The sequence below is a fragment of the Methanobacteriaceae archaeon genome, from assembly GCA_030656015.1.
Classification (GTDB): Archaea; Methanobacteriota; Methanobacteria; order Methanobacteriales; family Methanobacteriaceae; genus UBA349.
Window position 1 is genome coordinate 370,837 of record JAUSNX010000004.1, and the last position, 13,373, is coordinate 384,209.

At 35.4% G+C, this 13,373-nt stretch carries 14 protein-coding genes and 1 tRNA gene; 3 read left to right on the forward strand and 12 right to left on the reverse strand.

From position 1 onward, the window contains the following. The first annotated feature begins 36 nt into the window (after positions 1 to 36). Positions 37 to 108: transfer RNA gene (locus Q7I96_04975), tRNA-Gln, on the forward strand. Between the two features lie 265 nt (positions 109 to 373). Beyond that, positions 374 to 1,564 (forward strand): ATP-grasp domain-containing protein, encoded by a 1,191-nt coding sequence (locus tag Q7I96_04980; protein ID MDO9626965.1) that lies wholly within the window; start codon positions 374 to 376, stop codon positions 1,562 to 1,564. 47 nt (positions 1,565 to 1,611) lie between these two features. Here Q7I96_04980 and Q7I96_04985 read toward each other — a convergent pair whose 3' ends face one another. After that, entirely contained in the window at positions 1,612 to 1,761 is a 150-nt protein-coding gene (locus Q7I96_04985; protein ID MDO9626966.1) for a hypothetical protein, read from the reverse strand. 586 nt (positions 1,762 to 2,347) lie between these two features. Here Q7I96_04985 and Q7I96_04990 point away from each other — a divergent pair. Continuing rightward, positions 2,348 to 2,782: a hypothetical protein gene (locus Q7I96_04990; protein ID MDO9626967.1), complete on the forward strand. Its 435-nt coding sequence runs from the start codon at positions 2,348 to 2,350 to the stop codon at positions 2,780 to 2,782. Positions 2,783 to 3,012: 230 nt separating this feature from the next. Here the strand turns inward: Q7I96_04990 and Q7I96_04995 are convergent, their stop codons facing one another. From Q7I96_04995 to Q7I96_05045, 11 genes are all read right to left on the reverse strand, one after another. Beyond that, positions 3,013 to 3,405, reverse strand: coding sequence for a DUF22 domain-containing protein (locus Q7I96_04995; GenBank protein MDO9626968.1), 393 nt, complete (start codon positions 3,403 to 3,405; stop codon positions 3,013 to 3,015). Next, positions 3,405 to 4,049 (reverse strand): V-type ATP synthase subunit D, encoded by a 645-nt coding sequence (locus Q7I96_05000; protein MDO9626969.1) that lies wholly within the window; start codon positions 4,047 to 4,049, stop codon positions 3,405 to 3,407. The genes Q7I96_04995 and Q7I96_05000 overlap by 1 nt, the downstream gene beginning before the upstream one ends. Before the next feature lie 29 nt (positions 4,050 to 4,078). After that, positions 4,079 to 5,479: an ATP synthase subunit B gene (locus Q7I96_05005; GenBank protein MDO9626970.1), complete on the reverse strand. Its 1,401-nt coding sequence runs from the start codon at positions 5,477 to 5,479 to the stop codon at positions 4,079 to 4,081. Between the two features lie 2 nt (positions 5,480 to 5,481). Beyond that, entirely contained in the window at positions 5,482 to 7,236 is a 1,755-nt protein-coding gene (locus Q7I96_05010; GenBank protein MDO9626971.1) for an ATP synthase subunit A, read from the reverse strand. Further along, a complete protein-coding gene (locus Q7I96_05015; GenBank protein MDO9626972.1) occupies positions 7,233 to 7,556 on the reverse strand; it encodes a V-type ATP synthase subunit F in 324 nt (107 codons plus the stop codon). The genes Q7I96_05010 and Q7I96_05015 overlap by 4 nt, the downstream gene beginning before the upstream one ends. Further along, on the reverse strand, positions 7,553 to 8,710 hold the full coding sequence (locus Q7I96_05020) for a V-type ATP synthase subunit C (GenBank protein MDO9626973.1): 1,158 nt from the start codon (positions 8,708 to 8,710) through the stop codon (positions 7,553 to 7,555). Before Q7I96_05020 ends, Q7I96_05015 begins: the two co-directional genes overlap by 4 nt. A gap of 15 nt (positions 8,711 to 8,725) precedes the next feature. Next, positions 8,726 to 9,349, reverse strand: coding sequence for a V-type proton ATPase subunit E (locus Q7I96_05025; protein MDO9626974.1), 624 nt, complete (start codon positions 9,347 to 9,349; stop codon positions 8,726 to 8,728). A 13-nt stretch (positions 9,350 to 9,362) separates the two neighbouring features. After that, positions 9,363 to 9,848 carry a V-type ATP synthase subunit K gene (locus Q7I96_05030; GenBank protein ID MDO9626975.1) on the reverse strand — a complete coding sequence of 162 codons (486 nt, stop codon included), beginning with the start codon at positions 9,846 to 9,848 and terminating at the stop codon, positions 9,363 to 9,365. 5 nt (positions 9,849 to 9,853) lie between these two features. Further along, positions 9,854 to 11,827, reverse strand: coding sequence for a V-type ATP synthase subunit I (locus tag Q7I96_05035; protein ID MDO9626976.1), 1,974 nt, complete (start codon positions 11,825 to 11,827; stop codon positions 9,854 to 9,856). A gap of 11 nt (positions 11,828 to 11,838) precedes the next feature. Further along, the gene (ahaH, locus tag Q7I96_05040; protein MDO9626977.1) at positions 11,839 to 12,153 is read right to left on the reverse strand and encodes an ATP synthase archaeal subunit H; all 315 of its coding nucleotides are present in this window, start codon (positions 12,151 to 12,153) and stop codon (positions 11,839 to 11,841) included. Between the two features lie 359 nt (positions 12,154 to 12,512). Continuing rightward, a complete protein-coding gene (locus Q7I96_05045) occupies positions 12,513 to 13,361 on the reverse strand; it encodes a citryl-CoA lyase (GenBank protein ID MDO9626978.1) in 849 nt (282 codons plus the stop codon). Positions 13,362 to 13,373 lie beyond the last annotated feature (12 nt).

The window sequence follows — 13,373 nt, forward strand, 5'->3', positions numbered from 1 at the left end:
CCTATTTAAGGGGCAGTTTTTACCAAAAACCCGTATAGTCCCGTGGGGTAGTGGTAATCCTGCTGGTCTTTGGAACCGGCGACGGCGGTTCGACTCCGCTCGGGACTATCTCTATTTTAATTTAATTATATTCTCATTTTTAATTGAAGTTATTTTAAAATCATATTTACTAATTTTATTAATAAGATTCCATAAATAAAAAATTATAACGATTACTAAATTTTTTAATGGATATTGAAAAATTTTTAGAAATTCTAAAGTAGAAATTCTAAAATAATATTATAATCATTATAATAAATCTAAATACTAATAAAATAATAATTAGAACGATAAAACTAATTTAAATATATTATAGATTTCTAAGGTTAATTATATGGAAAAATTACTCATTGTTGGAGTTAATACCCGCCCTCTGGCCCAGTCTGCATATGAGTTAGGATACGAGATATATTCTGCCAGCTACTTTTGCACCTCAGATTTTAATTCTTACCATCATAAAAAGTGCATGTTGAAGCAAAAGCCATATTATTCTTGTGGTTATTTTCAAGAATCATATAGGCCACTCGAACTTAGAGAATTATGTTCCGAGTGGATAGATGAAATTGACTACATCATGCCATGTGCTGGAATTTCACCTCAAAACTTCCCTTCATCTAAAGTTCTAGGGAATAAAAATGTGGAAAATATTGAAAATAAATACAGGTTATATAAAAAAATTAGGAAACATTTTAATTTGCCAGAAACATTTTTATTATCCTCATTAGAAGAAGCTTGGGAAATAAACAATCAAAACACTGAAAAAGATTATCTAATTAAACCAGTTTATGGTTCCGGAGGTTATGGTATATCCCATCTTAATTCTTTTAGGCCACATACTGTTTCAGAGGATCCTGAGTCGTCAGATAATAGAGATAAAAATAATTATTTAAATAGCATCATAAAAGAAAAATTCATTTTGCAAGAATATATTTCTGGTATCGAAGTTAGTTCTTCAGCCATATCTACCAAAAAAGAGGTATTATCCATAATCAGCAGCTCACAGATCATTAATAAAAATGATTCATCAGGAAATAAATTTATTTATAGTGGGAATATAACGCCCTATCCCGGAGATGACAACCAAATAAAAGAAATTGGGCAGGAAGTAGTGAAATATCTTAAATTAATTGGATCCAATGGAGTGGATATGATAATTAATAATGGAGAAATTTATATTATAGAAGTAAATCCGCGGTTTCAGGGAACTTTCGAGTGTGCCGAATCATCTTTAGGTATTAATTTAATAGATGCTCATAAAAAAGCTTGCGAAGGAGAGTTAATAAAATCTCCTGAAGTAGAAAAGTATTCTGTTAAAGAGATTATTTACGCCCCAAAAAAATCATTAGTTGGTAAGATAAATATTCCTGGCGTTTATGATATTCCTAAAGAACATACAATTATAGAAAAAGGAGAACCTTTAGTAACCATTCTCCAAACTGGAGAAACATATGACGAGGCCCTTAATAAGGTTAATTACCTTCGAAATAAAGTTAAAGAAAATATTTATTCGATTAAAAATATTTAAAATAAGATTATTAAATAAATAAAAAGAGAAAATTAAAAAGAATATTCTTAAATTATGCCTAAAAGTCTTAAAATAAGAACAAACACACCAATAACCATCAGAAACGTTACTATAATCCTTACAACTACAATTGCAAGGAAATATTTTGCTTTTTTGTCGGGGTCCTTAAGATATTCTTTTATGGGATCTTTACTCACATGTATCAGCTCAATAATAAGATTAAAAACAACAATATTGAATAAATATTCAAAATTAATTTTTAATTCAATATCATATTTTTATTAGTTTATTCCTTTTGGAAAAATTTCTCAGGCTAACTCTTTTAAACTATCTATTGAATTATAATTGATGTTATTTAAACATTTTTTTTCAAAATAATTAAAAATATTTATTTTATAAATTACTATTAAAAAATTAACATACAGTCGTTCATCTTAGTAGCCTTGAAGATTCCGTCTTTGGTTAGGAATATGTTAATTTAAGCTAAAAATTTGTTTTTTAAATAATCAATCTGATTTATCAAAATCTTGCTCATTAAATAAAATTATGAACTAATTATTAATTAATTTTATATATATTAGTGTCCAAATTTTTATACATGGAAAGTACAGGATAAAAATACAATCTAACCTGTAAAAAAAGAAATAAATTAATTCAAAAAAGATCAAAAAATGAATTAAATTTCTTTTAAACCATATGTCATAAATGAATAACAGCACGATTTTATTTTAAAGATCTTAAACCGTCAATTGAAACAAATTAATATTATTGAGGAAATATAGTATGGATATTAATGATTATAATAAAATTATAGTCGATCTGATTGACTTCGAGATAGAAATGTCTTCTATTGCAGAATCTAGAAAAACTATTTTAAAGCTTCAAGAAAAGCGAGAAATTTTAATAAATATGAAAGAGCAAATCAGAGGAGATATACGTTCTACAGAAGTTCAATATTTAAGTATGCGAACTAGTATTCGAGAAGAATTTTCTATAGAAAATGTAGATAATTCCAGAAAAAGGAAATTGTTAAAAGGAAATAAGTCGCCGGCTACCATGCGGGCCAAAGCCATGAAAAAGCTTGAATCTGAAAAAAAGGGTAAGATTGAAAGTTATAATGATGTAAAAATAACTATTGATGATCTATTAGAACAGATAGAAGCCGTAATGATAGAAGTTTATGGATCTATGAAATCATTTTTAGGTAATAGTTACTAAAAATTCATTTTCCAGAAAATAAATTAATTATAATGCTATTTTTTTAGTATTTTTATAAAACCAATTTTAATATATATTTTTATTTTGTTTTTATTTTAGTAATTAATTAGTTCGAATCACAAAATAAATAGCAATTTTCCTAATTTTTCAATATTATAATTTAAATTAAATAAGTCAAAAACAGCATATTAATTTTAAAAAAATAGAATAAAAAATAGGAGATTTGGAGATTAAATAGATGGGTGGGTTAATTCCACAGGTAAAAGAATAATTACTCCTAAAAGATCATTCTTTTTTATAGATCCATCTACAGCAGCTACGAACATAGCATGATCTACATGTCTATCCAAACTTATAGGTAAAGGAGTTTCTTCACCAACAGCTAGGGTATGGCCTTGCCTGTTTGATGCATATGCCGAAATAAAGAAAATGTAGTTGGCTGGAATAGGGATATCTTTAATTTTAACAGGTATTGATTCACCAGATTTAAAATCAACTTCTTCATCAGCAATAACTGCTCTGAGATTACCAGAGATTGTGCCAATTTTAAAGTCCACCAGTTCATCCTCATATTCTTTAATGTCCTTTTTAACCGCACCTAAACGAGTTAGTATTCGAACCATTACTCCATCTCCATGGATTTTTTAATCATTTTCAATCGCACGAAGTTTTCCCTTTCCATCTCTTCAAGTCTCATTTCAATATATTTGACTGTGTTTTCAAGACGCGGAATAATAATATGTTCCAACGCATTTACACGACGTTTAGTAGACTCGATTTCACCGGCCAGAAGAATAATAGTTTTTTCTATTTCTCCCAGTTCGATAATGAGGGCAATGGACTCTTCGAACTTTTTAGCAGCTTCATCCAGTTTAACTGAAGTATCCACGAAGCCGTAACCTCTTTCCACAACAGTTCTCTCTGGAGAAGTACTAGACTCAACTACAGGAACTACTACACCCATAATACTCCTGGAACCAATATCAACATTTACAGATTCCTTTACAGATAAAGCTGCTTTATTGACTGCTAAATCACCCATAATAACTTGGGCTGCAGTTAAATCTTCAAAAGCCTCTTTCAGCTTTTCTTCCACATTTTCACGGGATCCTTTTACCCTTTCTAAAATGTTAAAGAACTCCATAATAAGGGCATTTCGCTTTTCTTTTAAAAGACTGTATCCTTTAACAGCGAGTTTTTCCCTATCTTTAAGCTTCAAGAGCTCCATACGGGTGGGGTTGATCCCTTCAATCATTTCTTGTGCCATTTTATCCCTCTAAAAAAATAGTAAAGGGGTTATTCATTGTCAGGAAGGTATTTAGGTATGTGTTCTTCCCTAACCCTTTTAAGTTCTGCACGAGGTAATAAGCTTAGAAGTGCCCATCCTAAATCAAGAGTTTCTTGAATAGAACGGTCTTCATCCCTGGTCTGAGTAATGAATTGTTTCTCAAATTCATCAGCAAATCTCAAGAACTTTTGATCTCTTTCAGTTAAAGCTTCTTCACCAACTACTGCCATTAAATCTCTTAAATCACGGCCTTCTGCATAAGCAGAGTAAAGCTGGTCAGAAACACCACTGTGATCTTCACGAGTTTGACCTTCACCTATTCCCCCACTCATTAATCGAGATAGGGATGGAAGTACATCAACTGGAGGGTAGATACCTTTACGGTGAAGTTCTCTGCTTAACACAATCTGTCCTTCAGTAATATAGCCAGTTAAATCAGGAATAGGGTGAGTAATATCATCCTGAGGCATTACCAAAATAGGCATCTGAGTAATGGATCCTTCTTTACCACCAATTCTGCCTGCACGTTCGTACAAACTGGATAAATCAGTGTACATGTAACCCGGGTAACCTCTTCTTCCAGGTACTTCTTCACGAGCAGCTGAAATTTCCCGTAGAGCTTCACAGTAGTTGGTTAAATCAGTTAAAATAACCAGTACGTGCATATCATGTTCAAATGCCAGATATTCTGCAGTAGTTAAAGCCATACGAGGAGTAATAATCCTTTCAATAGCAGGATCGTCTGCAAGGTTCATGAAAACAGTTACTCTTTCTAGTGCACCAGTTTGTTCGAAATCCCTCATGAAGTAGTTTGCTTCTTCGTGAGTAATACCCATTGCTGCGAATATTACAGCGAAATCGCTGCCTTCAGCATCTTTGGCCAGTACCTTAGCTTGCCTGGCGATTTGAGCTGCCAGTTCATTATGAGGTAAACCTGATCCAGAGAAGATAGGTAATTTTTGTCCTCTTACCAGAGTGTTCATTCCATCAATAGTAGATATACCAGTTTCAATAAATTCTGCAGGGAATTCCCTGGCAGAAGGGTTCATGGGACTACCATTGATATCCAGTTCTTTTTCAGGTATGATTTCTGGTCCGCCGTCAATTGGTTTACCAGTACCATTAAAGATACGGCCCATCATATCTAGGGAAACTCCAATTTTAGCAGTTTCACCGGTGAATCTGATTTTTGTAGTAGAAGTGTTTAGATCACTGGTACCTTCGAAAACCTGTACAACAGCCAGATCTTCTCTTACTTCGAGAACTTGTCCTCTTCGGTGTTCACCATTGGGTGTTTCGATTTCCACAATTTCACTGTAAGCTACACCTTCAACACCTTCAACAATCATTAAAGGACCGGCTACTTCAGTAACTGTGGTGTATTCCCTTGTTTTAATGTTTACGTTCATTTTTACACCTCAGCACATTGTTTGACAATTTTTTCCTGGATTTCCTTTACAGCAGTTTCAAATTCATCTTCAGCAATGAATTTCATACGGCCGATATCTTCTTTAACCGGAATGTTAATGATGTCTGCAGAAGGAGCTCCTCTTTCCAGGGCAGCGGTTGCTTGATCTTGGAACATGACAATAGTTTTGAGCATTTGATATTGTTTAGCAGGAGAACAGTAAGTATCCACTTCGTGGTATGCATTCTGTTGTAGGAAGTCCTCCCTAATCATACGGCTGGTTTCTAAAGTAATTCTTTCCCGGTCAGGTAAAGCATCTGGCCCTACCAGTTGCACAATTTCCTGAAGTTCAGATTCTTTCTGGAGGAGGATCATAGCTTGATCTCTGGTTTCTCTCCATTCATCACCTACATTACCAGCCCACCAACCTTGTACACTGTCCACATATAATGAGTAACTTTGTAACCAGTCAATGGAAGGGAAGTGACGTTTATCTGCTAGAGATGCATCTAATGCCCAAAATACTTTACAGATACGTAGGGTGTTTTGAGTAACTGGTTCAGACAAATCCCCACCAGGAGGTGATACTGCACCAACTACAGAAACAGACGAAGTTTTATCTTCAGTTCCCACAGTAGTTACTCGTCCAGCTCGCTCGTAGAATTGAGCTAATCTGGAAGCGAGGTATGCTGGATATCCTTCTTCACCAGGCATTTCTTCTAGCCTTCCGGAAATTTCCCTCATAGCTTCTGCCCATCGTGATGTTGAATCAGCCATTAGAGCTACATCGTAACCTTGATCACGGAAGTATTCTGCAATAGTGATTCCAGTGTATACACATGCTTCCCTTGCAGCCACAGGCATGTTAGAAGTGTTAGCGATTAGAACCGTTCGGTCCATGAGTGGTTTACCAGTTTTTGGATCTTCCAGTTTTGGGAACTCTTTAAGTACCTCAGTCATCTCATTACCACGTTCACCGCATCCTACATAAACAACTATGTCTGCGTCAGCCCATTTAGCTAGTTGCTGTTGAGTTACAGTTTTACCTGATCCGAACGGACCTGGTATAGCAGCTGTTCCTCCCTTAGCAACAGGGAAAAAGGTATCTTGTGCTCTTTGACCAGTTACCAGAGGTATATCTGGGTCAAGTTTGGATTTGTATGGCCTTCCTTTCCTTACAGGCCATTTTTGCATCATTTGAACTTTTTCAGTTCCTTTAGCTGTTTCAACTTCAGCAATATCATCTACTACTGTGTATTCACCTTCAGCAACAATGCTTTTTAAAGTTCCTTCCATCATCGGAGGAACTAAAATCTTTTGAAGAACCGCAGATGTTTCTTGGACTTCTCCGAGGACATCTCCACCTAAAACTTTTTTACCTGCTTTAGCTACTGGTTTAAAAGTCCATTTTTTGTCCTTTGGAAGGGATGGTACATCTACTCCTCTTTCGATATAATCCCCAGATATTGCCTTAATAGTTTCCAGAGGTCTTTGGATACCATCAAAGATAGATCCAATAATACCTGGGCCTAATTCCACAGATAATGGTCCTCCAGTACTTTCCACCATTTCACCAGGCTTTAGTCCAGCAGTTTCTTCGTAAACCTGAATGGTTGCAGTGTCTCCTTCAAGCTCAATGATTTCTCCAATAAGCTTGTCGTTACCCACTTTAACCATTTCATACATTTGTGTTCCTCTCATCCCGTCTGCGACGATAACAGGACCCGCGATTTTAATAATTTTTCCTTCAGTAATCATTTTACCATCTCAACCCCAATAACTCGTTTAATTAGATCTCCCATCGGGTCGACAGCCCTATCAGACGGGCCAGATTTGTCTGGAATTTCTATTATCATGGGTAATGTATTTGATTTGGTGAATCTATCAATGAAATCTCTAATTTCATCACCAATTTTTTCAGTTATTATGATTATGGAAACATCTTTTTCTTTTATGATGTTGCCCAAAGTTTCTTCTGCTTCTTGTGAAGTTTCAACCACGTGACCTTCTTTAATGCCTCCTAATTTGAAGCCAGTCACAGTGTCCACATCAGCAACTACAGCAATGGATGAATTCACACTAACATCTCCTTAATCCTAGCAGCAGGGAAATTTACTTCCCGTTTACCACGAGCAATAACTTTTAAATTCCTTATTTCATTCTCTTTTCGATTTAAGAAGCCAATCATGGGCCCTGCTCCAAATGGCTTTTTAACTGCGAAGTTTCTAGCCATTTTAGTTAGATAAATATCTAAATCTTTTTCAAATGAAGCAACGGAACCAGTTTGATTATATCCATTTAAAGCCTCAGATAGTATTGGTGCATAATCAGTACCTTCCATGGCACTAACCACTGCACTAACATCTTCAGCTTCCATTAAATCTTTGAGTTTCCAATCCCTTATTTGGTAACCATTAGAAATCATATAAGGACTGATATCATCATATTTTAAACCATCAACTTTTGCTCTGAGGATAATCTTTAAATTGGTTATATCCACTTGAGAACCGACATAGGTGTGAACTAAACTGCCGTTATCATCAGCAGGATTGGCAGATGCTCTTAAAAGATTTTCCAAATAATATTTATCCAAAGCAGCCTCTAATGGAAGAACCATTTGGGTGTTCTGGTATGCTGGAAGTGCATCTTCTAAAATTTTAGAATAATCCGTGCCTTCTAAGGCTGTTATAATATCAGTTACAGAATTTACTTCTGATAATTGTCCTAAATCGTTTTTAAGGTCTCCGAAAGGTATTAATAATTCCATAGTCTTTTCAGAGTTTAAACCTGCTTCTTTAGCAGTAATTACACTTTTAATGTTCCTAATATCCCATTTCTTTAGTAATGCTCGGAATACGCCCTTTATATCACCAGGTGCAATTCGAGCCACTAAATCATAAGTGTCTGCCAGTTGAGTATCCAGTGCTTTTTCCAAAGGATATTTATCCACATATTGCGCGTACTCTGGGAAACCCCGAAGATAATTCTGGACTTCATCCAGGTTATCAGATTCAAGGATTTCAGAGAGTTGTTTTTCTGAGAATAAACGTCCAACTCTGGCTCTAACTCTAGCATTGGGATAAGCATATGGAAACAAATCCAGGAGTGGCCTAATGGTTGCTATTACAACAATAGCACCAATTATTGCTCCGCCCAGAAGTAATACTGCTATAAAAGCTTCTACAGAGGGAAAACCTAGTGCAGATACAATTGCAGTTATGCTTTCAGCCATGCATTATCTCCCCTATTAATTGAATAGAACTTTAGCAACCTCTGAACGTAGAGATTTCTTAAACCTTGACATTCTAGACTCTATAGTGTTATTAACCTCAATTTCTCCATTTTTGGTTTTAACAACAGCCCCACCAATAGTATTTATGTTCTCTCCAATTTCCAGAGTGGTTTTAATACCAGTTTGAGCTTCAACGTCCTTTGCAATAGTGTCAATTGAGTCCTTTATTTTTTCTACATCATCAGCTTTTAGATGAACAATCACTTCTCCGCCACCAACTTCTAAAGTTGCTTCTTTGACGATTTCCACCAGTGATTTTTTATATTCATCAGAAGAGGAAGATGCGATCTTGGTAAGATCTTCTTCAGCCTTTTTAAAGGCATCTTCAATTACTTCTTCTCTGGCCTCCAATTCTGCCCGACGAGCATTCATTTTTGCTTCTGAGATTAATTGCTGATATTTCATATTGGACTGCTTATTAGCTTCGTCCAATATTTTCTCCTTTTCTGCCTGGGCCTTTTTTTGGCCTTCTTCTAGAATCAAATCAGATTCTTTCTGGGCGTCCTGGATAAAAACATCAGCTTTACTCTGAGCGTCGGACAATATGCTGGAGACAATTTTATCTGCCCCGGAGCTCATTTTAATTGTCCTCCTATCCTAAGATTCCGCCGAATACCATGAGCAGTATAGCAATCAAAAACCCGTAAATAGCCTGAGTTTCAGGCAGAGCTGAGAAAATAATACCACGAGCAAACATGTCTTCATCTTCTACTACGGCACCTACAGATGATGCGGCAGTAATACCTTGACCCATACCAGAACCAAGACCAGCAAATCCTATTGCTGCACCTGCACCAATTGCTATTAATCCTGCGGTAACACTTAGTGAGTCGGACCCACCCAGTAAACCAGAGAATACCAGTAAAAGAATAGCAATCAAAAACCCGTAAATAGCCTGAGTTTCTGGTAATGCAGAGAAGATAATACCACGAGCAAACATGTCATTATCTTCGGCAACTGCACCTACAGCACCTGCTGCTGCTATACCTTGTCCTAATCCTGATCCTAATCCAGCAAATCCTACTGCCACACCGGCACCGATTGCTGCTAATGCTGTTCCTAAAGCTACTTCAACCATATTTTTTACCTCCTTATTTTCGTGAAACTTCTTTCAGCGCGAAAAGCTTCAAATTTAATTTTACCACCCATATAAAATTGGGAAAAGAATTCTACATAATGTAAACGTAATGAATTTATAAATGCACCTAAACTCTGGAAAGCAAGGTTTGCAATGTGTCCTCCAATAAATATGATTGGAGCTAATATGATTCCAATAATAGGTATCATTTCATAACTTAATCCAGTTAAAATGTTAACTGTGAAAGCTATTCCACCTGTGGAAAGGCACAAGGCCAGAAGACGGGCATAAGATAAAACCGTGCCCAAAAACCCGGAAACATCCAGCAATCCAAAGAGCCCATTAGCGTATAGTAATATTATTAATGCCAGTAAAATAACTGGGCCACCAACAAACATGCCACCAAAGAAATATAGTACAATACCTAATTCTAAAATGATCCAGACTAATTGAGTTCCTAAAGCTTCCTTAAAGTCACTTGCTCTAATGTTGTTTATGGCACCCATGACTAGACCCATGTTGATGTGTATAAGACCTACAACTAATCCGAAAATCAGAATGTTTTGTGGGTTCACAAATGCATCAAGGGAGGCTATCGTAGTTGGGATTGCTGCGCCATCCAAGAACCACCTAGGGAAGAAATCCCCAATGAAACCATTAGTAACCATTCCTAAAATAAAGGCCCATACACCACAAGCAATTAGAATAATTCCAAAGTTTTTCATAAATGGATTAACCTTACCCAATCCTCGGTACAAAACATACCCCAATAGGGCATCAATTATACCATAACCCGCATCAGTAAGACAGAACCCAAAGAAAAATGGGAATATAATAGCCATTAAAATAGTTGGATCAATTTCATTGTATTTTAAAGGAGAATACATCTCCACAAAATTTTCATAAGGTTTAGCAAAGCGCGGGTTGTCCTGTAAAACAGGGACTTCATTTTCATCTTCTGGATCTTCAGATTCTACAACAGAATGTCCGTCAGTGGATTTTTCGATCACATCTAAAGCAGTTTGCTGCTTTTTCTCTGAAACCCATGCTTCAAACATTACAGTTTTCTCTGTTTCTCCAAAAGAAGCGAATATTTCATTCCGTTCTTTCTCGATTTCCAGTTGTTCTTTTAAAACTAAAAGCTCATCTTCCCATTTAGCAGAGACTTCTTGCAGTTCCATAACTGCTGCGTCTCTTTCCTGAGCAATGGCTTCCAATCTTGAATTTGAACTGGATATTATATCTTTTGGTTTACCAGACAAGCCAGAAATCTCAAATCTTTCGAATTCGATTCTTCTCAATATTCCGGCAATATCTTCACCATATTTTTTTAAAGTTATGATAATAATAGTTTTTTCAGTTTTAGCATCGCCATTGGCTTCTAAAACTATCAAATCATCAGTAACTTTGGCAGATTCATCTTGGAACTTATCATAGCTTTCCAGTGAAATTTTACCTGCCATTATAGAGACAAATTCAGAACTAGTTAGTTCTGATAAATCAGCATCAAAATTAATTAATTTTTCAGACACACTTAGATTGGTTTCAATCTCACTTTTTTCACTGTCAAGAGCAGCGAGCTTTTCTTCTATACCCTTAGTAAGCGACTCTACCTGGCTTAAAACAGATTCTGCCTTAGAAACAAGGCCATCCGTATCAAGTTCTTCAACTTCTCTCTTTTCAAAAACAGGAGGATTAATAAATCCTTTAACTGTTTGCATCATACTTTTTTTAGGAACGGCTGTTCCTAAAAAGTCTGCTAGTCCAGTTGTTTTCATTAAAAGAGAAGCTATTTTTCCAGTTTGTGGAGTTACTTTAGAAGGTTTTAGAATTTGAGCCCATTCTGCGTCTTGCTGAATACGTTCAGATATATCATGAATCTGTACGATACCTTCCTCGTGCAGCGAGCGCACGGTGGAATCAGCGTACTGATCCAGTGTTATTATTTTTAATTTACGCATCCTTGCTGGCAAGAACATGGTACTCACAACTACAAAACACTTTTTATAATAATATTGGCCGCCTCGGCAACCTTACCCTCAGATTGTGTTTTAATTTTTTGCACATCTGTTTGGGCGCGATTAGATATGTGTACAGCTTCAGTTTTAGCATTAGATTCTGCTTCAGAAATAGTAGTCTCAGATTGCTCTTGAGCCTCATTTTTGGCTGTTTTCATCATTTCCGCGGATTTAGCCTTGGCTTCATCGATCATTTCAGATGATTTTAATTTTGAATCTTCTATTAGTTTATTAGCATCATTTTCAGCTTTCTTTATCGTAGTAATAGCTTCCGATATTGTTATCATTTGAACCACCATGGTATAGCAAAATATATTTGCAGATATATTTATCTTTTACTATTTAATTTTCATGAATGAAATCGTATAAAATCTAAAAATACTATTAACCGTTGTCTTTTTCTCACTTCTTATCATTTTTTTAATTTTTTATAGGTAAATAATGATTTTAATATTCTAAATAAAATATTTTAAATTAATAATAAATGAATAAGGTACTTTTTCTAATTAAATATATTATTTATGAATTTTTTAATCGTGAATCTTAGAATATAAATCTATGATTATATTTAAGTGAATTTATAAGGATTATATTAGGTTATAATGTTAAAGAATTGAAATTTAATGGAATTTATGTTAATAAAAACTTAATCTCCAGCATTTCTCACATTTAAATCATTAGCAGGCGTAGCATTTCTATCTTCAATTCCATCATAGTATATTTCATCTAAATCAAAAAATTTTCTAAAATCAGGCTCTCTTACCTTTTCTTCATAAACATGAGATATTAAACCAGGTAGTCTACCAATCATAAATATTCCGGTTCCGGTTCTCCAATCAAAGCCCATATCAGATAGTATACCTGCATTGGCACCATCAATATTCATTTTTATATCTTTCATTTCTAAGAGTATTTCTTGAACCGCTAGGGCCAATTTAGTATGAGGGCCATCACAATTTTGTTTTTTGGCCATTTCAATTAGCCTGGCCGCTCGGGGATCTTCGCTGTGGTATCTGTGGCCAAAACCTGGAATTTTAATACCTTTTTTTAGGTAATCCTCTACAAATAGTTTAGCTGTGATGAAAATATCTTCTTCATGATTTGATCGACGAATAGCTTCCTGAAATGCCTTCATGGATCTTTCAATAGCACCAGCATGATTTTTACCGAAAGCTAAAAGGCCTCCTGCAATGCAAGCATGGACTGGAGATCCTGCTGAAGCAATCATCCTTGCCGCTTGGGTACTGGGAGGGGTCACTCCATGATCACAGAATGAAACCAGTACCGAACCAAGCATTTTAGATTCTTTTTTAGATGGCATTTCACCTTTTATCAGTAGATAAACCATCTCTGAAAAAGACACATTACCAATCAAATCTTCTTGGGAATATCCTCTTGTTATTATGCGATTAGGTTCCACCTTTGTTATGGAAGTTCTCCATTTAGGGTTGCTAACCTTGAAAACATTCTCTAGTGACTCTCTTCCTATTGCCATGACTTACCACAT

Excerpts from the sequence above, each read along its gene's own strand:
- ahaH (MDO9626977.1), bottom strand. The coding sequence starts at position 12,153 with ATGATAACAATATCGGAAGCTATTACTACGATAAAGAAAGCTGAAAAT.
- Q7I96_05025 (MDO9626974.1), bottom strand. The coding sequence starts at position 9,349 with ATGAGCTCCGGGGCAGATAAAATTGTCTCCAGCATATTGTCCGACGCT.
- Q7I96_05030 (MDO9626975.1), bottom strand. The coding sequence starts at position 9,848 with ATGGTTGAAGTAGCTTTAGGAACAGCATTAGCAGCAATCGGTGCCGGT.
- Q7I96_05035 (MDO9626976.1), bottom strand. The coding sequence starts at position 11,827 with ATGTTCTTGCCAGCAAGGATGCGTAAATTAAAAATAATAACACTGGAT.
- Q7I96_04990 (MDO9626967.1), top strand. The coding sequence starts at position 2,348 with ATGGATATTAATGATTATAATAAAATTATAGTCGATCTGATTGACTTC.
- Q7I96_04995 (MDO9626968.1), bottom strand. The coding sequence starts at position 3,405 with ATGGTTCGAATACTAACTCGTTTAGGTGCGGTTAAAAAGGACATTAAA.
- Q7I96_05000 (MDO9626969.1), bottom strand. The coding sequence starts at position 4,049 with ATGGCACAAGAAATGATTGAAGGGATCAACCCCACCCGTATGGAGCTC.
- Q7I96_05005 (MDO9626970.1), bottom strand. The coding sequence starts at position 5,479 with ATGAACGTAAACATTAAAACAAGGGAATACACCACAGTTACTGAAGTA.
- Q7I96_04980 (MDO9626965.1), top strand. The coding sequence starts at position 374 with ATGGAAAAATTACTCATTGTTGGAGTTAATACCCGCCCTCTGGCCCAG.
- Q7I96_05020 (MDO9626973.1), bottom strand. The coding sequence starts at position 8,710 with ATGGCTGAAAGCATAACTGCAATTGTATCTGCACTAGGTTTTCCCTCT.
- Q7I96_05045 (MDO9626978.1), bottom strand. The coding sequence starts at position 13,361 with ATGGCAATAGGAAGAGAGTCACTAGAGAATGTTTTCAAGGTTAGCAAC.
- Q7I96_05010 (MDO9626971.1), bottom strand. The coding sequence starts at position 7,236 with ATGATTACTGAAGGAAAAATTATTAAAATCGCGGGTCCTGTTATCGTC.